General features: G+C 66.1%; 14 protein-coding genes, 5 tRNA genes and 1 pseudogene. 10 read left to right on the top strand and 10 right to left on the bottom strand.

Translation table 11 applies throughout. The features are described from left to right. Positions 1 to 595: 595 nt before the first annotated feature. Positions 596 to 1,615, top strand: a complete 1,020-nt coding sequence (locus AB0H21_RS34750; protein WP_358525431.1) for a histidine kinase — start codon at positions 596 to 598, stop codon at positions 1,613 to 1,615. Next, positions 1,612 to 2,283 carry a response regulator transcription factor gene (locus tag AB0H21_RS34745; RefSeq protein WP_358525429.1) on the top strand — a complete coding sequence of 224 codons (672 nt, stop codon included), beginning with the start codon at positions 1,612 to 1,614 and terminating at the stop codon, positions 2,281 to 2,283. Before AB0H21_RS34750 ends, AB0H21_RS34745 begins: the two co-directional genes overlap by 4 nt. Before the next feature lie 516 nt (positions 2,284 to 2,799). Here the strand turns inward: AB0H21_RS34745 and AB0H21_RS34740 are convergent. Beyond that, complete coding sequence (locus AB0H21_RS34740; protein ID WP_358525428.1) at positions 2,800 to 3,363, bottom strand: hypothetical protein; 564 nt, start codon at positions 3,361 to 3,363, stop codon at positions 2,800 to 2,802. A 36-nt stretch (positions 3,364 to 3,399) separates the two neighbouring features. Between AB0H21_RS34740 and AB0H21_RS34735 the strand changes: the two genes are divergently transcribed. Continuing rightward, positions 3,400 to 3,705 (top strand): tyrosine-type recombinase/integrase, encoded by a 306-nt coding sequence (locus tag AB0H21_RS34735; RefSeq protein ID WP_358525427.1) that lies wholly within the window; start codon positions 3,400 to 3,402, stop codon positions 3,703 to 3,705. A 647-nt stretch (positions 3,706 to 4,352) separates the two neighbouring features. Here the strand turns inward: AB0H21_RS34735 and AB0H21_RS34730 are convergent. Next, positions 4,353 to 4,437 (bottom strand) — tRNA-Phe (locus AB0H21_RS34730). A 763-nt stretch (positions 4,438 to 5,200) separates the two neighbouring features. Here AB0H21_RS34730 and AB0H21_RS34725 point away from each other — a divergent pair. Then, positions 5,201 to 5,713, top strand: coding sequence for a DUF6461 domain-containing protein (locus AB0H21_RS34725; protein WP_358525425.1), 513 nt, complete (start codon positions 5,201 to 5,203; stop codon positions 5,711 to 5,713). On the opposite strand, the pseudogene AB0H21_RS34720 reads toward AB0H21_RS34725, so the two are convergent. After that, positions 5,672 to 6,301 (bottom strand): annotated as a pseudogene (locus AB0H21_RS34720) (HAD hydrolase-like protein); the annotation flags it as partial. The gene AB0H21_RS34725 and the pseudogene AB0H21_RS34720 sit on opposite strands and share 42 nt — an antisense overlap. A 38-nt stretch (positions 6,302 to 6,339) precedes the next feature. Between AB0H21_RS34720 and AB0H21_RS34715 the strand changes: the two are divergent. Continuing rightward, entirely contained in the window at positions 6,340 to 7,065 is a 726-nt protein-coding gene (locus AB0H21_RS34715; RefSeq protein ID WP_358525423.1) for a site-specific integrase, read from the top strand. A gap of 72 nt (positions 7,066 to 7,137) precedes the next feature. On the opposite strand, the gene AB0H21_RS34710 is transcribed toward AB0H21_RS34715, so the two are convergent. The 4 genes from AB0H21_RS34710 to AB0H21_RS34695 all read right to left on the bottom strand — a co-directional run bounded on the left by AB0H21_RS34710 (position 7,138) and on the right by AB0H21_RS34695 (position 9,235). After that, positions 7,138 to 7,211 (bottom strand) — tRNA-Phe (locus tag AB0H21_RS34710). 26 nt (positions 7,212 to 7,237) lie between these two features. Further along, positions 7,238 to 7,312, bottom strand: a tRNA-Asp gene (locus tag AB0H21_RS34705). A 107-nt stretch (positions 7,313 to 7,419) separates the two neighbouring features. Further along, positions 7,420 to 7,492, bottom strand: a tRNA-Glu gene (locus AB0H21_RS34700). 84 nt (positions 7,493 to 7,576) lie between these two features. Next, positions 7,577 to 9,235 carry a metallophosphoesterase gene (locus AB0H21_RS34695; RefSeq protein ID WP_358525421.1) on the bottom strand — a complete coding sequence of 553 codons (1,659 nt, stop codon included), beginning with the start codon at positions 9,233 to 9,235 and terminating at the stop codon, positions 7,577 to 7,579. Positions 9,236 to 9,398: 163 nt separating this feature from the next. Between AB0H21_RS34695 and AB0H21_RS34690 the strand changes: the two genes are divergently transcribed. After that, positions 9,399 to 9,740 (top strand): metallopeptidase family protein, encoded by a 342-nt coding sequence (locus tag AB0H21_RS34690; RefSeq protein ID WP_358525419.1) that lies wholly within the window; start codon positions 9,399 to 9,401, stop codon positions 9,738 to 9,740. 219 nt (positions 9,741 to 9,959) lie between these two features. Continuing rightward, positions 9,960 to 11,252, top strand: a complete 1,293-nt coding sequence (locus tag AB0H21_RS34685; RefSeq protein ID WP_358525417.1) for an MFS transporter — start codon at positions 9,960 to 9,962, stop codon at positions 11,250 to 11,252. On the opposite strand, the gene AB0H21_RS34680 is transcribed toward AB0H21_RS34685, so the two are convergent. After that, complete coding sequence (locus AB0H21_RS34680; RefSeq protein WP_358525415.1) at positions 11,249 to 11,683, bottom strand: PspC domain-containing protein; 435 nt, start codon at positions 11,681 to 11,683, stop codon at positions 11,249 to 11,251. The two genes, AB0H21_RS34685 and AB0H21_RS34680, sit on opposite strands and share 4 nt — an antisense overlap. A gap of 322 nt (positions 11,684 to 12,005) precedes the next feature. Between AB0H21_RS34680 and AB0H21_RS34675 the strand changes: the two genes are divergently transcribed. Next, positions 12,006 to 12,080 (top strand) — tRNA-Lys (locus AB0H21_RS34675). Between the two features lie 349 nt (positions 12,081 to 12,429). On the opposite strand, the gene AB0H21_RS34670 is transcribed toward AB0H21_RS34675, so the two are convergent. After that, complete coding sequence (locus AB0H21_RS34670; protein WP_358525413.1) at positions 12,430 to 13,161, bottom strand: GntR family transcriptional regulator; 732 nt, start codon at positions 13,159 to 13,161, stop codon at positions 12,430 to 12,432. 439 nt (positions 13,162 to 13,600) lie between these two features. Beyond that, the gene (locus AB0H21_RS34665) at positions 13,601 to 13,960 is read right to left on the bottom strand and encodes a hypothetical protein (RefSeq protein WP_358525412.1); all 360 of its coding nucleotides are present in this window, start codon (positions 13,958 to 13,960) and stop codon (positions 13,601 to 13,603) included. Positions 13,961 to 14,390: 430 nt separating this feature from the next. On the opposite strand from AB0H21_RS34665, the gene AB0H21_RS34660 reads away from it, so the two are divergent. Further along, positions 14,391 to 15,320, top strand: coding sequence for a hypothetical protein (locus AB0H21_RS34660; RefSeq protein ID WP_358525410.1), 930 nt, complete (start codon positions 14,391 to 14,393; stop codon positions 15,318 to 15,320). Continuing rightward, a complete protein-coding gene (locus AB0H21_RS34655; RefSeq protein WP_358525409.1) occupies positions 15,317 to 16,006 on the top strand; it encodes an HAD family hydrolase in 690 nt (229 codons plus the stop codon). Before AB0H21_RS34660 ends, AB0H21_RS34655 begins: the two co-directional genes overlap by 4 nt. Positions 16,007 to 16,010 lie beyond the last annotated feature (4 nt).

Genomic DNA, 16,010 nt, shown 5'->3' with positions numbered 1-16,010 from the left:
CGTCAGCCGTCATGCCGAGATCGCGTACCTCCTGAGAACGAAGGGCCGTCAGGTCATCCCTGCGATGTACTCCCCAAGACCGTGAGCCCCGTCACAACGGCCGATGCGTGACGGACAGGCAGGCGGTGACAATGTGCCGGTGGAAACCGGTGAACGACTGCCGTGGTGGCGGCATGTGCTCGACCTGGACAGCCGGCTGGATGAGGATTATCCGGACCGGCGCGGCGCCCGGGACACACTGGGCCTGAGTGGCGAAGGACCTCCAAGGCCGTCTCGCAGAGCACTCGCCGCCGACGTGGTGGTCGCGATCGTCCTGACGGTCATCGCGGTGACCGTATCGGTGAAATATCCGGTGAGCGGCCCTATCGCGAATCAGCCCGAAGTGATCGAGTACTTGCGGCTCCGACCTACCCACCCACCCCCACCGCCGATTCCTGATCGCCCGCCGGTTCCTGATCGCCCGCCGGTTCCTGATTCCCCGGCCGGCTACCCACCACCTCCTGGCGTCCTGTCCAACGACCCACTCCCACCCCCTGGCGACCCATCCGGCAACGCGCCTGCCCAGCCTCAGCCCTACGACCCGCCCGCGTTCCTTGTGGCCCTCACGGCATTGCCGCTGGCCGCGCGACGCCGGTACCCGCTCACCACCTTCGGGATGGTGCTGGCCGCGGCGCTGGCCACCCACGCGGGTGCCACCTGGATCACCGTGCTGACCTGCGCTGTCGCCGCGTACGGTGCCGTCGCCTACAGCCGTAACAGGTTCCTGGCAATGGGTGGCCTCGTATTCGCGGCCGGGCTCGCCGGTGGCGCCTTCCGGGACGTCGCGCCTGCGCTGCCGAATTGGATGGGGCCGTTCGTCGTCCTGCTGAGCGTCGGCGTCTTCGGGAGCTTCGTCCGTTTCTGGCGGCGACAGCTGGGAGCCAGCCGGCATCGGCTCGCCGAATTGCAGCAGGCGCAGGCAGACGCCATGCTCAGGGCTGTCGCGGAGGAGCGCTCGCGGATCGCCGCCGAACTCCACGATGTGGTGACCCACAATGTCAGCGTGATGGTGATCCAGGCCGGAGCGGCCCGCAAGGTCATGGACGTGGAGCCGGAGCAGTCGAAGCAGGCTCTCCTCGCAATCGAGTCCGGCGGCCGGGCCGCCATGGCCGAACTGCGCCATGTCATGGGCCTGCTCGCCGGCCCGGGCGGCGAGCGTCTCGACGGGCCTTCCGACGGCCTCGAACCCCAACCCGGGCTCGACCAACTCGACGCCCTGGTGGAACGGGTCCGCGCCGCCGGCGTGCCGGTGCGTGTCGAGGTGTCGCCGCCGGGGCCGTTGCCCCCCGGAGTGGACCTCGCCGCCTACCGCGTCGTGCAGGAGGCCCTCACCAACACGATCAAGCACGCGGCCGGGGCCGCCGCGTTCGTGACGATCGGTCATGACGGCGACTGGCTGGAGATCGAGGTGACTGACACCGGCGGGGCACGGAGCGCCGGACCGAGGACCGGCGATGGCAGGGGGCTGATCGGGTTGCGCGAGCGGCTCGGTGTCTACGGCGGGACTCTGGACGCCGGACGGACTGCCGGGGGCGGATTCCGGATCAAGGCCCGCGTCCCGTGGAGGACAACATGACCGAACGGCTGCGCGCCGTCATCGCCGACGACCAGGCACTGGTACGCACGGGATTCCGCATGATCCTCGCCGCCGACGGCATCGAAGTGGCGGCCGAGGCCGCCAACGGGGACGAAGCCGTCGCCGCGGTCCGCCGTACCAGGCCCGACGTCGTGCTCATGGACATCCGGATGCCGCAGATGGACGGCCTCGAAGCCACCCGGCGGATCCTCGCGGGCGGCGCCGAGGACACCCGCGTGCTGATCCTGACCACCTACGACCTCGACCACTACGTGTACGCCGCGCTCGCCGCGGGGGCAAGCGGGTTCCTGCTCAAGGACGTCACCCCCGAACACCTGGTGGCCGCGGTACGCCTGGTGCGCTCCGGCGACGCCCTACTCGCGCCCACCATCACCCGCCGCCTGGTCGAACGTTTCGCCCGCCGCGACAACGTGAAGCCCACCCTCCACCGCGATCTGTCCCAGCTGACGCCTCGGGAACTGGACGTGCTGCGCCTGCTCGCCACCGGCCTGAGCAACGCCGAACTCGCCGACCGGCTGACCCTCAGCGTGGCCACGGTGAAGACCCATGTCACGCGCATCCTGTCCAAGCTCGGCCTGCGTGACCGTGCCCAAGCCGTGGTCGTCGCCTACGAGACCGGCCTGATCTCTCCCGGCGGCACCGGCTGACCTGAATGAGCTGCGCCAGGTTTTCATGTGCCCTGACCCGGATCCTCCGCCACAGGCCAAGGGAGTAACCACACGAGCATCAGCCTGCCATGGACGACCCAGCAGCGGAGGCGGCGGTTGCTGTCATTAGAGATCAAAACGCCCCGGAGCTTGATTGCTCGGGGCGTTTTGGCTGTTCAGGTGATGTGGCCAGGGGCGGGGTCAAACCGCCGACCTTCCGCTTTTCAGGTCTACGGCTGTGAGGCGACGTAGCCACCTGCATCAACGCACATCGCACAGGAGCGACATGCGCATAGGCGGAAGCTGTTCAAAACACCTGGTAGATGCCTTGATCGCGATATCGGGTCACGAGGCGGTCACCGTTCGCTGAACGCTCGGCGGCTCAAGTAACCCCCAGCGCCGCGCGGGCCGTCAACGATCTGGCCCATCCCTCCCCCTTGTGGAGCCCCCGATGACCGACCAGTACCCGCAGCAGCCCGGCTACGGCTACCCAAACGGGCCTGCCCAGCAGCAGCCCTATGTTGTGATGATCCGATCTGGTTTCCCAAGTCCTCGCGTATCGATCCAGCCCCGGCCGTTCGTGTGGCCGGCGGCCACCAGCCGATCCCGCTGCCCTGGCGGCGCAAGCGTGTGGTTGTACATCTGACACAACCCTTCGCCAGTGTCGGAGAAGAGATACCGGCTGGCGTAAAGCCGCCCCTGATAAACCCATTCGTAGCGCACAACACGGCGGCGTACCAGGGCGTCGAACCACTCCCCGGCGCGGTCCGCCAGTTCGTCCGCTGGACCGGAAGCGGTGAGGCTAAGGCTGGTGGGCTCATCGGGCAGGGTGAACAGCTGGTTGTGGAGCTTGTCTGCGTGGATGCAGCCGTTCTGGACCCACACGCCGGCCGTGAGCAGGCTAAGATTCTCGCCTGGTGCCTTGAGATCGACGAAGATGATGGGAAACGCGCCTTCGTCGGTGTGCTCTAGCCATATGTCCGCTGACCACTCGGCCATCCGTGTTTCGATCCGTGTCATGAAGGCCCGCTGCGTCTCGCTGAGATCAGCTTCACATTCGCGCCAGTCGTCCAGGAACACAACAACGAGGGTAGAGCACTGGTCCGCGAAGCGGTCATGGCGTCGCTGACGCTCCGCACGAATCTTCCCCTCGCACCGCGGGGCTCCCATGGAACCGGACAACCTCCGGCGGAGCTGGAGGCTATCCGGACGGTCGCCGGCCTCGGCGACATGCGCTTTCACGACCTCCGACACACCTGCGTCACGCTCCTGCTCAACCTCGGTGTCCCGCCCCAGGTCGTCCGCGACATTGTCGGCCACAGCGACATCGAGGTCACCATGACCATCTACGCCCACGCCTCCCTGGACGACAAGCGCCAAGCTCTCGGCAAACTTGGCGATGCTCTCCACCAAGCGAATTGATCCTGTTGCTACTGCCCCAGGACCTACCGTCGTGGGGTGCTTGTTTATTCCACTCTGATTCCAGACTGTTTATGGTCGGATACATCTGGCTATCATTAACCGTGATTTGATCGTGATTTTTGCGATATTTATTTGTTATATCGATATGGCTCCATTGAGGCGTCCTCGACACCTCGCCATATTGGAGGAAAACAATGGCAACCCCTTTTGCCGACAGAGTTCGTTTTCTCAATCAGATCTTGGGAATTTCGTTTTCTGCGATGGCACGGAGATGCGACTATGCTCGATCGGCCAGTTGGTGGTGGCGAGTCGCAGTTGGCCTCTACGTGGGTCCGCCGAAACTTGAAGAGTTCGGAGACATCGCGCGGGCGCTGTGGGTGAGCGAAGAAGCGCTCCGCCGGATGGTCGTTGAAGAGTGGTTCGGGGTCTCCAAGCAAGCACTCGCCTAGAGCCATACGTCCACAACATGCCTAATTCAGATCATGCTCAGTTGATCGCAATAGCTGAGCGGATAGCTGAGTCTGAGAACTCCGCGACTTAAGCACGGCGCACAGGCCTCACCGACGTTGCTGTCAGTGTTGCTGTCACTAGAGATCAAAATGCCCCGGGCATGACCTGCTCGGGGCATTTAGCCTGTTCAGGTGGGGTGGTCAGGGGCGGGGTCGAACCGCCGACCTTCCGCTTTTCAGGAGTAGGCACCATGATCGCCCACCTCGGCGTTACGGCCTGACCTCGGCTCCAGGTGATCGCTGACATGTGGGTACGTGGGCTGGTGTGGGCCCGGGTTGATGTAGCGGTTGATGTACCAGAAGCATCAGCAACAGGCAGGCCCCAGTTCGCCGGTGGGCCGGGGCCGAGGAACCAAGTCCGTAGGTGACGAGGCCGAGGAATGCTGCGAAACTCGGCTCATGCATACAGCCGTCGGGCGTGCTCTTGCGTTCGTGGGAACTGTCTTGGGACTTCTCTGGGGTCTCGGCGCGATGATTCGGGCAGTGTCCGGTGACGATCCCCTCTGGGGGCGCGTCGTAATCTTCGCTTTGGGGGCGCTGCTCTTCCAGCACTTGGCCCGCGGCTTAATCCGGGAGTGGCGGCGGCCAAGGTCAGTGAGCCGCGCTTCAGGTGAGGCAAGTGAAGGGCAAGGACATCTGTAAAACCGTCGGCTCAGCCTACGATGGTTCGAACCCATCACCTGCCACAGCAGGGCAAGAGAGCCCCTGACCAGCAGAAATTCCGGTCAGGGGCTCTCTTCGTTGCCGGCCTTGTTTCCCTGCTGCTCCCTTGATCACCGCTAGATCTGGCACGTGTGGCACGCTGGAGATCGCGAGTACCGCTGGCTAGGCCAACGAGCCGACCAGGTCAGGCTGCCCATGGGGGCCGTGCTCAGGACGTCGGCACGCGAGGATGAGCCCGCTGCCGCTTCTCAAGGTCGTACCGACTTTTCGTCGGGCTCTCATGCCAGGATCTCCATGATCCATCCCGAGAGAACAGGATTCCCATGAGCGGCTACGACTGGCTCGATGACGAGGCATTCTGCGCGACCTTCGTCCGCGGCCTTACCCCGCACGAGGCGCTGGCCCGCCTTGGCATTGACGTGTTCGACGGCGATGACGAGGAAGGCGATATCGATGAGGGCCTCATCTCTGCCCGGTCAGCCGAGGGCGGCACCATTCTGAGCGAAGAGAACGGCTACGCCGGCAGCCTGGACGAGGTGCTGCGATCCTTGTCGGCCGGGACGGTCGCGGCGAGCGTCTTCGTCAACGTGAACAGGCTCGCGTCCTTCGACCATTACGCCGACGGCCGTAGGATCCTGTCCTTCGATCCGCTGTTTCCCGGCGACGAGGACGGCATCCCGGAGGACTTCCTGGCCCACCGGGAGGAGCTGGGGCTGGTTGGCGACGAGTCGGAGGGCGGGCTTGCCGCTGCGCTGCTGCTGGCCGAGCGCATCGCCGAGGTGCGGCCGAACGCGTCAAGTGACGTCGTGGTCGCCCATGGTGTTCTCGAGTACTGAGTGCTTCGCCCGTTTCCACAGCTCGGCAGTGCGGCCTTGAAAGTTGTTCGCGTCCGGAGCCGCCTCCATGAGGTTTCGACGATTGCCAACCGCACTGCACGGTGAGCCGGGGTGAGGAACGAACCCCGGATCTGCGATCGCCCCCGACCACGGCGGAACATCGGCCACCCCGTGGCGATCGTCGTGCTGCATTGGGGCGGCGGCGCGACCAGAGGCCAGCGGGTGGCGTGGGTGCGGCGCGGCGGGTGTGCGGTGACGGCCCGGAGTCCTGCGCGCCGCCGGGATCGGCCCCCAGGCCGCACGCCCGGCGTGCGCTGGCAGGCGCAGGGCCGGGCGACGGCGCGCAGCGCGGGCGGGGTCTGCGCCGAGGGCGTTGAGGGCCTGGGTGATCAGGTAGGGGTTGGGCTTGAGCAGGGCGGGGTCTTGGAAGAGGGCTCGGGCTGAGATGTGGTCGAAGTAACCGAGTAGGCCGTGGTTCTCGGTGTAGGTCTTGATGGCGGCGTCGGAGTTGTTGCTGACCACTGCCAGTCGTCGGCCTGAGGTGCGGAGCTGCTTGATGACGTTGGCCGTGCCGGGGGTGGGGGTGGCGGTGAGGGCGGCTTGAAGCTCAAGGCCGCGTAGCCCGGATGGTGCAACTCATCCACGCCGTACTACGCAACGCCCTACAAAACGCGGTACGGGAAGAGATCATCCCCCGTAACGTCGCGCAGCTCGTCACCGTTCAGGCTCCGCAGTACGAGGCGGGCAAGGGTCTCACCCGAACCCAGGTGAAAGACCTGCTCGTCACGGTCAAGAAGGACCGGCTTCACGCCGTCTACGCCCTGGCCCTGCTCGGCCTTCGGAAGGGTGAGATCCTCGCACTCCCCTGGTCCGCGGTGAACCTGGAAGCAGGCACACTGCGGGTGGAACAGACCTTGCAACGAGTCGCCGTCGAACTACGGATCAACGTTCCCAAGACCAGGCGGTCAAAGAGAGTCGTGCCACTGCCCGACTTCTGCATCACCGCTCTGGAGGAACGGCGCAAGATCCAATCGGAGGAAAAGGCGGAAGCTGGATCCGATTGGAGAGACACGGGGTTGATCTTTACGACCTCGTCCGGCCTGCCGATCGACCCGCGCAACCTCCTGCGCCACTTCTACGCGGTGTGGAAGCGGGCCGGGCTGGAGACGTACCGGTTCCACGACATCCGGCACACGGCGGTCTCACTCCTCCTGGACCTGGGCGTACCTCCGCACGTGGTACGCGAAATCGTCGGTCACAGCGCCATAGAGGTCACAATGGACGTGTACGCGCATGCGTCATTGGAAGAGAAAACGAAGGCACTCAAGCGTCTAGGAAAAGAGATCAGCTAGCGGGTTGATGTACCGGTTGATGTAAAAACCCCGAACCGTGATCATAGTTCGGGGTTTTCGCTGGTCAAAAGGTGGTCAGGGGCGGGGTCGAACCGCCGACCTTCCGCTTTTCAGGCGGACGCTCGTACCAACTGAGCTACCTGACCCGGCGGTGAGATGACACCTACCAGAGCGGTCCTGACGGGACTTGAACCCGCGACCTCCACCTTGACAGGGTGGCGAGCACTCCAAACTGCTCTACAGGACCTTGCTCGTCTCCCAGGGCGTTGCCCCGGGCTCTTTGCGCTCGCTTAGCCTACCAGTTCTCCGGAGGTCTTTGACCTTCCGTCGTGCCGGTGAGCCTTCGCTCGCACGTGCCCCCAACGGGATTCGAACCCGTGCCGCCGCCTTGAAAGGGCGGTGTCCTAGGCCGCTAGACGATGGGGGCTCAGGACTCTCGCCCTGGATCCGTGACGCCTTCCGTCGGGGACTTCTGAAGCATAGGGGACTTCGTACCCCGATGCCAAAGCGGTCATCCTCTGGACGGTGTCGCGGTGGCGCCGCTCCCTCCCGTTGGTGACGGGCTGGGAACCGGCTCCGGAGAAATTGTACGACCTGGTTCGGCTTCCAGGCGACGCTGTATCTGTACCCATTGCTCGCCGAGGCCCCCGAGCGTGACGTCGTCCCATGCCTGGAGCCGGTGGGTGGCCCTGTCGAAGTAGAGCACGGACGCCTGGATGGGCGTGGGTTCGTCATGTTCGAGGCCGCGCAGGCCCGCGCCGCCGGTGGATCCCTGGATCATCAGCCGCGTGCCCTCTGCGAGCATCTCGGTGGACCGCTGGTGGACGTGGCCGGCCAGGACGAGGGGGGTGGCCCCGGCGAACCCCCGTCCGACCGTGGGGTCGTGGACGGCGACGAGATCGACGACGATCTTCTGAGCGGCCGGGCCGGGCGTCGTGGAGGAAGGTGTGGGGCCGGGCGTGGATTCCCCCGGGGTCTTGGAGGCCCCCGGCGCAGGGGTTTGCATGGACTTGCGCGAGCCCTTCGAGGACGCCGCCTTACGCGGGACCGGGTCGGCGGTCAGGCGATTGGCATGGGTTCGTCCGAGCTCGGCCAGCATCTCGGCGTCGGACTTGACGTCGACCGTCTTGTCGGGCGTGAACCTGGGGTCGCCCACCCCGTAGATGCGCAGGCCCTCCACGGTCTTCGCGGTGCCGTCCAGCACGATGGCGTTCTTCTCGCGGGCGACGGCGCGCTCGGTGCCGATGGAATCGTGGTTGCCGCGCACGTAGACGTACGGGACGCCGAGCTTGCCGATCTCTTCGACGAACTTGTTCTCGGCCTTGGTCCCGTGGTCGGCGATGTCCCCGGTGTCGATCACCATATTGATCTTGAACTGCTCCTTCAGGGAGCGGATCGTGTTCCACGCGAGGGGGTTGAGGTGAATGTCCGACACGTGCAGGACCCTGAGGGTGTTCGGGTCCGGCGAGTACACCGGCAGCGTCGTCCCCGCGTGGTAGAGCTGGGAGACGTTGGTCACCAGCTTGGCGAGCTGGTTCCGGTACTCGGAGAAGCGCGTCACGATCGACTCGGCGCTGCCGATCAGCGAGGGCACGCCGGTGAGCAGCCCCGTGTAGCGCGGCTCCGAGATGGACGCGGGGTTGAAGGTCATGACGGACACGGCCGCGACCGTACCCACCGTCAGGAGGCTCCCCAGGGACGTCCACAGGGCCCGCCGCCACCGGCGGAAGACGATCAGCCCGGTCAGGAAGCCTCCGGCCACGGCGCACACGGCCGCTCTGACGAGCAGTTCGCGCAGCCCGGCCTGAAGGTCGGCCTCGATGAGGTCCGGGAGGGTCTCGGCCCAGCGCGGGCTTTCCAGGAGCTGCTGGGCCACGTCGGCGTGGATGCCGTCGAGGCTCAGGCTCAGCCGGATCGGCCCGTGATGGGAGTCGAATCTGAGGGTGCCGAGCGGGCGGATGTCGAGCACCGTCTGACCGCCCCAGGACGGCTGCAGGCTCATCCCGATCTGCGCGGGGCCCACGGCGGTGCTGACGTTGGCGCCGAGCGCGATCCCGAGCCAGGCTCCGGCCAGGGCTACCAGGCCGATCACCAGGACACTGCCGGTCCGGCGCACGGCGCGTCGTTCGCTCAGCCGCCTAGCGGTATTCCTCAAGCGCGTGACGTTCATCGTCGTCATGCCTACCCGAAATCGCGGAAACTCTCATAGCTCGCAAGAGTCATCGGGAGTGTCGCGCACAGTCAGGACGCGTCCGGGCCGGCCGGGACGTGATCCACGAGGCGTCCACGCAGCCGGTTCGCGCGCTGTCGTGTGGCGGTGACACGATTGACCGGTGATCGAGGTTTCGCGGGAGAAGTTCGAGGAGCTTGTGGCCGAGGCGCTGGACACGGTCCCGCCCGAGCTCGCCGAGGTCATGCAGAACGTGGTGATGGTGGTGGTGGACGATCCGCCCGAGCCGGGGCTTCTAGGGCTGTACACGGGCATCCCGCTGACCGAGCGTGGCGGGTGGTACTCCGGGGTCCTGCCGGACAGGATCGAGATCTACCGCAACTCGATCTGCGAGATCTGCGAGACGGAAGAGGACGTCGTCGAAGAGGTGCAAATCACCGTAATCCATGAGATAGCACATCATTTCGGCATTGATGATGACCGTCTGCACGAGCTCGGCTGGTGAGTCCGTCCCCGCGCGAGCTCAGGGCTCCAGAATTCGTCGCCGGCGTCGGCGCGAGCCGCCGTCCAGAGTCCTGATTTTTCACGAAATAGCAGGCTAGAACGGAACGGCCGCGTGATTCTTCATGCCTTCCGGGTTGGCCAACCGCGAGCGGACCGGGCACCCTTGGTGACATACTGAACACGGTGTGTCAGTACGGCCCAGCGAGCCCAGCGGAGACATATGGCGGCGACGAGGCCAGGTCGGCTGCCGGGGCGGCACCGCCGCGCATCCGAAAGCCAGGCCACGTACAGCGAGGTCATCGCCATTGGCGAGTTCCGTTCGCTATGGGGCGGTCAGTGCCTTTCTCTCCTCGGTGACCAACTCGCCCAAGTTGCCCTGGCCATCCTCGTCTACGAGAGGACGCACTCCGCGCTCGCCACCGCCGCCGTCTACGCCCTTACCTACCTGCCGCCGATCCTCGGCGGCCCCCTGCTCGCGGGGCTGGCAGACCGTTTCGCGCGCCGCCGCGTCATGATCATTTGCGATCTCGTGCGGGCCGGGCTGGTCGGCCTCATGGCCGTGCCGAGCATGCCGTTCCCGGTGCTGTGCGCCCTGGTCTTCTGCGTGGTCCTGCTCAGTTCGCCGTTCACGGCCGCGCGGGCGGCGCTGCTGCCCGACATCCTGGAGGGCGACCGCTACGTCGCGGGCTCCGCCCTGCAGAACATGACCAACCAGGCGGTGCAGATGCTCGGGTTCGCCGCCGGGGCCGGGGTGATCGCGGCGATCGGCGCGCACCGCGGCCTGGCCCTGAACGCGCTCACCTTCCTGATCTCCGCCCTGATCCTCGCGGTCGGCGTGCGCAGTCGTCCCGCGCCCGACCCCGAGGACGGCGCCCACGCCTCCATATGGAGCTCCACCAAGGCCGGTGCCCGCCTCGTCTTCGGTGACAGGCGTCTCAGGACGCTCGTGATGTTCGCGTGGCTCTGCGGCTTCTACGTGCTCCCCGAGGGCATCGCCGTGCCGTACGCCGCCACGCTGGGCGACGATCCACGGGACGTCACACTGATCAGCGGCCTGCTCATGGCCGCCATGCCGACCGGGACGGTGCTCGGGGCCTTCATCTTCAGCCGCATGGTGACACCTACGGGGCGCCTGCGCGTCATGGGATGGATGGCGATGCTGAGCTGCGCCCCGCTCATCGGATGCGCGCTACGGCCGCCTCTCGCCGTCGTCCTCGCCCTGTGGGTCCTCGCCGGGATGGGCGGGGCCTACCAGCTCGCGGCGAACGCCGCCTTCGTCCAGTGTGTGCCGGCGAACCGGCGGGGGCAGGCCTTCGGGCTGGTGCAGTCGGGCCTGCTGGCCGCCCAGGGAATCGGAATCCTCATCGGGGGCGCCGCCGCCCAAGCACTCGGCCCAGAGCCGGTGGTCGCGCTCGCCGGAGCCTCCGGGCTCACGGTCGCCGCGCTACTGGCCATGCTCTGGACCGAGTCTCGTGCCGAGATAATCACCAGGGTCCGCACCCAGGTGAGTTAGACGGTCGTGGGGGGCTCGTCCACCGGGGAGGCGGGGCGGGCGGCCGGCTGCTGCGGAGCCGGAGCCGGAGCAGGGTAGGACGGGGCCTGGTCCCGCGGACCCCACTCCTTACGGGCCTTGTTCACGCCCTGCTCCCAGTACGACGCGGCCTGGTGCCAGGTCGACCCCGGGTCGCTCTTCTGCTTGCCGATCAGGTCCTGGACGATCGAGGTCTGCTTGCTCTCTTCGGGGATCAGCAGCCACGCGACGGCGTAGATGCCCACGCCGAGGCCACCGAAGAAGGTGGCGATGGCGAGCCCGATGCGGAGGATGTTGGCGTCGATGCCGATGAACTCGGCGGCGCCGGAGCAGACACCGGCGACGATCCTGCCCTGGCGGGTGCGACGCAGTTCCTTGACTGTGGAGTGGCCGTGGAGGTTCATCTCGTTCATGTCTCAAGACTGCCCTCGGGGGCTCTCTTCGCACATCGGGATTCCCCCTGGCCCTACCCTGGTGACGCCCTGAAGCCCCAACGCCTTCCCGCCAGGCTTGGACCCTCCCCTCTCAGGGAACGAGGACCAGGGACGCCCTCCACCGAGCGGGACGGCTCCTCCCGACCCTTGCCGTACCGAGGGCACCGAATCCATGACATCCATAACATGGGACATGACGAAACACGAACCCGGTCACCGGAGGTACACCACAACCATCGACCCGGCAACCGTCTAACCAGTCGCGTAAGGCACGGTACTCTCAGTACCCTGCAATCCATATGGGCCGCTAGCTCAATGGCAGAGCTGCGGACTTTTAATCCGTAGGTTCAGGGTTCGAGTCCCTGGCGGCCCACCAGCCCAAACACCTGTTGTGGATCTTGGCTCGCCCGCCACTACAGCCACTTACTACAGCCCAGAGGGCCGGACTCCCGATTCGGGGAGGCCGACCCTCGCTCTCGTTTCATCACCCGAACAGCTTCTTGGCCACGGCATCGACGGCCGCCCGCTCCACCTCGGGCAGGACATGCGCGCACGTGTTCATGGTGAGCCCGATCTGACTGTGGCCCAGCGTCTTCATCACCGTCCTGGGCGTGGCCCCACAGGCGATCAGGGACGACGCGGACTCCATCAAACGCGAAGCCCACTTGGCTAGTCAAGCAAACCAAGCGGGCGGAGAGCGGGAAACCTGAAACCCCCGACATGCGCTACCGGATCGGATAGGCGTCCTCCAACTCGTGACGATCCCCCGGCAGCACCGTCTGAAGCACCACCCAAGGCCTACCGGTGGCGTCACAGGCCACCGCGTACAGATCCAGAAGCGCAGCCGACGCCGAGACCCCGAGCAGGTCCCGTTCCTCCTTGGTCGGGTTACGCGCGGTCAGATGCTCGATGATGTGATCCAGCCCCACCCCCGCCGCTGACTCCACCAGCCGCCGCACCCCCTGCGGCAACTCCGTCGAGGCCGCCAGCGCCGTCCCCTCAGCCACTTCGGCGGGCAGCCACGCGGCCACGATCTCTGAGGGCTGGTCACCCTGATGTACCACTGTCTTGCGCAGCACGATCGACGCCGCACTGTCGATGCCGAGGTAGGAGGCGATCCGCCGGGGAGCCTTGACCAGGCCTACCGACACCAGCCGGGTGGTGGCCGGGATCTCTTTGCGGTCCAGCAGTTCCCGTCCGGTGCGCGGATGCCCTCCCGCGGCCAGGGCGGGCCGGCCACGTACGAAGCGGCCCTTGCCCTGCTGGGTGATGATCCACCCGTTGTCTCGCAGGACCCCCAGTGCCTTGACCACCGTAGGTCGCGCCATCCCGAACTCGGCCATCAACTGATGCTCGCTCGGCAGGGGGGAGCCGGGCGGGTACTCCCCGGACTCGATCCGCCGTTCCATCTCGGTGATCAATTGCGCGTACTTGGGGGGTGTGTACTCGAACGACATCCCGGCCCCTCGCATTCATCCTGCCTGTCTAATCAAGCACGTTAGCAGGACAGCTAACCCGTGCGAACCCCATACCAGCGCCTACGCGCACAGTTCCAATCCGCCAACTTGGCCGCGCCTACAGACACGAATAAGCCCCCACGGCCAATCACCGTGGAAGCTCAAACGCATGCCGAACACTACGCAGACGAAGCGGCCCCGCCCTCATCCGGCCGATCTGGGAGAGGCCGACTCTTACGCCGGGCTTCAGCCTGAGACTGCTCATCCAGCCGGGCCGCCAGATCCGCCAAGGTGTCAGCGCCCAGGACATTCCGGATACCCAAGCGCTCGGCACGAGTCGACCAGGAATGACGCCGGATCGCGATCCACCCGCCGTAGAAGTCCATGATCTGCCAGGTACGCCCATGCCGCTCCTGGACTTGGGCGAGGACGGGCACGCTCATGAGGTGAGTTGCCAGTCCTTCGCCCTTGCCACCAGGAACGCAAGCGCCACCGCTCCCTCCGAGACCGGGAACAGGTAGTAGCGCTCACCATCGGCCGGGCGCACCGAGTAAGCGGGCTCACTCACTCCCTGGACGACCGTCACCGTCGCCCGCACCTGCCGGTCGGGGCCGCGGACCTCCAGTACCGGCGGCACGTACTCGGGGGAGTAGTACTCGTCGAACCGCAGTCGAAGGCGGATCACCCGCACCACTCGGCCGACGATGTCGTGCCTCTTGAGCGCGTCGCTCAGCCCGCCCAGCAAGGCGCCGTAGTAGGCCGCTGTCGCCTGTTCGGTGGATTCGTAGGTGGCGGCCATGACGCCGACGTCCCTTCGTCAGATGGGGAGAAGATCAGGCTCGTCACGCCGCTTCGCCGCTGGGATCGGGGCAGTCGAAGCACTCGACCCGGCGCAGTGCCACGGGCTGACCGTCCAGCCGAGCGGCACCGTTCGCACGATGCGCCCGGACATAGCGCCAGCCCTTGCCCCGGCACGAGGTGCAGACATTCGCCGCGGGTTCACCATCGGTGAGCACCGCAAATGCACGCCGAATCGGGGAATCAGTCGATGGATTTTCACGCCGCTGAGCCATGCCACAAGCATTTCCGCAGGTGGCGTCGCATCTCGATAGCGTTCATGTGCCGTGTGTCGTCGTGGTGTCTCTACTTGTCTCGTCTATGTCTCCTCGTTTCGCCTGCCAGCCCGGTAACCTGGCCTTACCGGCGCCCCTGATATCGAGGAACGGCTCATGGCTGATCAGTCGATCCTGCTGAAATCGCTACTACGCCAGCGCCACTGGCAGACATATGCGGTGTTCTGCCGGGAGTACGACAAAGCAGCAAAAAGGGTGGCGCCCGACCTCAAGAACACCAGGCCGAGCCGCGCGCAGCTCCACCGCTGGCTCACGGGCGAGCTCAAGAGCCTGCCGTATGCCGATCACTGCCGCGTGCTGGAGGCGATGTTCCCCGGCCACACCGCCGAGGCCCTGTTCTCCCCCGCACCCAACGGCACCGCCGGCCATGGGCACGAGACGACACCCCTACCTGACCCGCACATCCCGGAGGCGCTGCCTGCCGTCGTCCCACCGATCGGACTCCGGCCTCACCTGGAGCGCGCGTTCGAGCGGGATCACGTGTCCATCGACTTCGCAGGCTTCTCCGGCGAGACGCTCCAAGGCGTGCTCCAAGAACCACTCGACAAGATCCGCTACAGGCAGCTCAGCGCCAAGAGCCTGGCCATCCGGCTTCTCCTGCCCGACACCACCAAGCCGATGACCCTGCCCTGCAAGGCAGACGACCTCACCGACGACCCGGACTTCCGCGCCCGCGCCACCACGATCACACGACGCCACGCCACCGCGATACTCGACTCGGTCAACGAGCTGGCAACGCGCGGAGCCATCGAGAAAGCGACCGCCCAAATCCGGGTCCACCAGGCCGCCCCGCTGTTCAAGCTCTACATCATCAACGACCAGGACGCCTTCTTCGGCTTCTACCCGATCCAGCGCTACGAACTTCAGGTAGGCGACGAAACACGCGGCATCTACGACCTCATGGGCAAAGACGCCGCGATCTTCCACCACTCAGCCGATAACGACACGGGACGCGAGTACGTCAAGCAGTCTCGTCTATGGTTCGAGTCGATGTGGAACACCGTCAGCCGGGAGTTCAAAGGGTGATCTCAGAGCCTGCCCACGTCCATCGCCTGCTCGCCGACGTCAAACACGTCCTGTTCGACTTCGATGGCCCTATATGCGACATCTTCGCGGCACTACCGGCCCCCACCATCGCCGCCACCCTGCGGGACTACCTCGCGCCTCTCGGCCTCGACCTGCCCCCAGACATCCGCGCCCAGGTCGACCCCCTGGAGATCCTGCGCTACGCCCCCACGGCCGGCCCACTGGTCGCCGAAACCGTCGAAGCCGGGCTACGCGGCCTGGAACTCCAAGCCGCCCTCACCGCCACCCCCACCCCCGGCACGGCCAACGTCATCAAGCAGCTCCGCACCTCAGGCCGACGACTGGCAGTGGTCAGCAACAACTCCGACGCCGCCATCAAGACCTACACCGACAACCACGGCCTACTCGGCTACTTCGACCACATCTCAGCCCGCGCCCTCTTCCAAGACCCGGCCCTGCTCAAGCCCCACCCGTACCTGATCACCCAGGCCCTCGGCGCCCTCGGCGCAGACCCCGCCCTAACCGTCCTGATCGGCGACTCGGTCACCGACATCCAAAGCGCCAAGACCGCCGGAATCCTCAGCATCGGCTACGCCAACACCCCCGGCAAAGAACATCACCTCCACGAGACCGGAGCAGACGCCATCATCAACGACATGGCTCAACTCACTCCGCCCAGCACCTGACAGG

Source organism: Sphaerisporangium sp. NPDC051011 (assembly GCF_040653595.1).
Classification (GTDB): domain Bacteria; phylum Actinomycetota; class Actinomycetes; order Streptosporangiales; family Streptosporangiaceae; genus Sphaerisporangium.
Note: the sequence above shows the minus strand (reverse complement) of the source record. Positions and strands in the feature narration are given on the sequence as shown.